Below are 3,880 nucleotides of genomic sequence, written 5' to 3'. Positions count from 1 at the left end.
TGTCCTGGTCGGACTTGCCGAGCTGCTTGAACACGGCGCTGAGGCCCGGGCCGGCGCTGCGGCCGCCATCATCGGTGGTGCGCGCCCGGCTGATGACGTCGGCGACATCGGACGGCACGCCGCGATATTCGAGATAGCGCTGGTCGGCATCGTCATAGGTGTGGGCCGTGTCGTACCGCCCCTTGAAGTAGTTGATCCCCGAGGCGACCAGCATCAGCGCCGCGCCGACGCCGGTCCAGGCCGTCGCCCCCAAACCGAGCACCAGCCCGGTGCCGCCGGTAATGGCCGAAACCGAGGCCGAGGCGCCAGCCACGAAAGCCCCGTCGCCGAGGACGCTGACGCCATAGGCGATGCCCTTGACCCAGTCGCCCTTGGCGAAGTTGGCGGCGGAGTTGGCGCCGTCGACGAAGATGTAGGCCGCATCGGGCACATCCTTCAGCACCCCGGCGGCGACGCTGCGCAGGAAGGTCTTGGCCCCGTCGGCCACGGCCAGCTTGTCGATCCGCCCGAGGGCGGCGTTGTAACGCTGGTTGAACGGCGTGTCGGCCAGGCCCTTGGCATCGGTGCCCCAGACCGCTTCCTTCCAGCTGTCCGGCAACACCGTCGAGGCCAGCGCCGACGCCCCCATGGCGGCATGCACCGGCACATAGAGATAGTCGTTCCACTGCGAGGTCGGGTCTTCGGCGAGCGACAGCGCATTCTTCTCGAACAGGAAGGTGCTGAGCCCGCCGGAGAAGCGGCTGAGCACGCGCGGGTTGAAGCTGCCGCCGCCGTCCTTGCCGACCTGACTGAGCTCCGCCGCGTTTAGGCCGTCATTGCCGAGGAAGGTGTAGCGGGCGCTGAGATACTGGTTCTCCGGCAGCACCGCCTTCAGCCCTTCCAGGGTGAAGTTGGTGACGAACAGCCGTTCCGAGCGCTGGAACCAGATCGAGGGCTGGGGCGTGGTGTCCGGATTGGTCACGCCGGCGCTGAGCGGCTTCGGCATCGCGTCGGCCGCCTTGATCACGCTGTCGGCCTTGGTGTCGGGCCGCAGCGGCGAGCCGCCCTCGATCTTCTTGTCGAAGCCCTGGATGCCGGCCAGGTCGGTCTTGTAGGCATCGACCGTGTCGGTGATGCCCTGGCGCTGCTCCACCATCCGGCCGTAATCCGCGGCTGACGCATCGTAGGTCGCCGCCGCCTTCGGGTCGGCCTTGCGCATCGCGGCGATGTCTTCGGCCTGCTGCGCCGGGGTGCGGTTCTGGCCGTAATTGGCCAGCGGATGGGCGAAGAAGCCGGCATCCTTGACCAGCTGCTTGGTCTTGTCGTCGAAGGAGCCGCCGAAATCCTCGATCCCGGCCCGCGCCGCATCGACCCCGGTGTCGCGCAGGGCGTAGTAGAAATTGTGGTAGTACTTGTCGCCCTTATGCGCCGCCTCGTCGGTCTTGCCGGCCTTGTCCGCCTGGCCGGCGATGGCGAAGGACAGGGCGATGTCGCCCTTGCCGCCGGCCCTGCGCAGCTCCTGCCCCAGGAACTGGGCATCGGCAAACATGTTGCGTTCCTGGCCTTCATATTTCGGCTGGGCCGGAACCTTGGCCAGGATCTGCGCGGCCAGGGCGTCGACCATGGCCTTGCCCTTGTGGCCCGGGGCCGCACCGTTCGCCTGGTCGGCCGCATTGCCGTCGGAGGCCGCGGCGTTCTGGGCGATCCGGGCCAGGTTCGGCACCATGTCCTCGTATGGGCCGTCGCCCTTGGGCTGCCAATGGGCCATCCGGTCGATGCCCTGGTTCAGCAGCCCCGGCGCCTTGCCGTCCTGGCTGAAGATCCGCGGGTCGGTCAGGATGTCCTGCACCTGCTGCGGCATGGTGTGCTGCGGGTCCGTCACCTCGGCCAGCTTCTTCAGCATGTCCGTGGTCTGCCGCTCGTTCAGCGGCGGGACGTCGGTGCCGTTCGGGTCCAGCCCGGCGGCCTTGCGCACATCGGCGACGGCGGGATCGACCAAAACCGCCTTGTTCGCCTGAACCTGGCCCTCGCGGATGGCATCGAGATAGGCAGACTTCTTCGGGTCGGCAGCGCCGCTGGCGTCATAGGTCAGGTAGACGCCGGCACGCTTCGCCATCGCCGCGGACAACGCTTCCGGCGTGGCCTTGTCGCCCAGCTGGGCCTTGGTGGCGTCGGCCACGGCGACGAGCTGCCGCTTCGCCTCGGCGGTGACGGCGGCGGGCCCGCCGTCCTTGGCAGCGGCGATCAGCTTGCCGATCTGGTCGGGGGTGCGGCCCTCGGCCTTCCAACGCTGTTCGAAATGGGTGCGGGCGTTGTCGAGCGCCGCCTGGTAGGTGGTGTCGCCGGGCGCGCGCTGCGCCAGCGGCGCCACCAGCTTGTCGAAATCCGGGACCGCCTGCTGGGTCGACGCGTAGTCGATCTCCTGGATCACGCTGTCGTTGAGCTGTTCCTGCAGCCCGCCCGGCCCGGCCTTCTCCGCCGCGAACTGGGGATTCTCGACCTTCGCCAGCAGCCCGCGCTGGCTGTCGAGGTAGCCCAGCCGGGTCTGGTCCAGCACCCAGATCTTCTGGCCCGGCGCAAGGTTGTCAGCGGCATCGGCCGGTGCCGCCGGCCGGGTGCCGAAGGCCTTGGGGTCGAGCACGCCGGTGGCGGACAGCTGGGCCTTCACCGCGGCGTCGTCGCCGGTCTTGACCCCGGCGTCGCCGAAGATCCGGAGCGGCCATTTCAACGGCGTGACCGTGTCGCTGGTGGCGCCGAGCGGCTTGCCGTCCGGGCCGAAAACCGGAGTGTTCTTGTCGCTGGCCGGATCGCTGGCCGGCTGGACGGGGGGTTCCTGCTTGGCCCGGTCGACCGCGCTGGCGAAGGTGGGATTTGTGGGCTGGGCGGCGCGGTTCTGGTTCTGCGCCACGATCGGCTCGGGCCGACGCACCACGAGATTCTTAGGCCACATGTCTTTCCCCCCGCACGGTGGTCCGCATCCAACCAAAACGATTAGATACCGATCCGGTTCCGAAGCGAAACCCGCTTTCTGACGGTTCCGTGAAGATTCAGGGAAGGTTGCGCAGCTTCGCGCCGGTTTCCGGGGATACGAAGCAATTTCCGCAAATACAACACAAGCCACCCGAAGCCTTGCGGCCGGACAGCGCAAATGAAAAGGGCCGGTGCAAAGCACCGGCCCTTCGATTCAATCCTGAAACAGGCAGGAGGCTTACGCCTTTTCCTTGCCCTGCTCCTGGGGCTTGTTGTCCCGGCGCTCGGTGATGCGGGCGGCCTTGCCGCGGCGGTCACGAAGGTAATAGAGCTTGGCGCGGCGGACGGCGCCGCGGCGGACGACCTCGATCGAGTCGATGCGCGGGCTGTACAGCGGGAAGACGCGCTCGACGCCCTCGCCATAGCTGATCTTGCGCACGGTGAAGTGGCTGTTCAGGCCGGCATTCTTGCGGCCGATGCACACGCCTTCATAGGCCTGCACGCGCTCGCGCGTGCCTTCGATGACCTTGACGTTGACCTTGACCGTATCGCCGGGCTGGAAGTCCGGGATCTTGCGGCCTTCGGTCAGCTTCGCGACCTGTTCCTGCTCGATCGTCTGGATGATGTTCATGGCTCTAGTCCTTCTTGTTCATTGGTAACTCTTCGCCGGTCGCCTGGCGATCTCTACCCTGGCGCTTTCGGACTTGGCTCCTGCCGCCTTGCTCCCGGTCCGGGTGCGCAGCCAAGTCTCCCCCAGCAAGGGTATGGGGAGTTGTGGAGTCATAGCGTGCAGTACTCTGGCGGCAATCTGCATCAAGGTGATCCATTTTGCGCTGCTGCTTTCCCTTTGCCGTATATCATGGCAAATTGGTCCACGTGGATCTGCGGCCTGGTGAAGATGCAATCAGCTCCGGGCACTTCACAATCAGCT

General features: G+C 66.9%; 2 protein-coding genes. Both read right to left on the bottom strand.

Annotated features, from left to right (window positions below; translation table 11 throughout):
* A partial coding sequence (locus AC3XYG_RS31180; protein WP_489143773.1) for a hypothetical protein occupies positions 1 to 2,929 on the bottom strand: 2,929 nt, incomplete at its 3' end.
* Between the two features lie 258 nt (positions 2,930 to 3,187).
* Entirely contained in the window at positions 3,188 to 3,580 is a 393-nt protein-coding gene (rplS, locus tag AC3XYG_RS31175; protein ID WP_489143772.1) for a 50S ribosomal protein L19, read from the bottom strand.
* Positions 3,581 to 3,880: the final 300 nt, after the last annotated feature.

The organism is Inquilinus sp., from assembly GCF_057815775.1.
The sequence above is the reverse complement of the archived record's forward strand: the minus strand, read 5'-3'. Positions and strand labels throughout refer to the sequence as shown.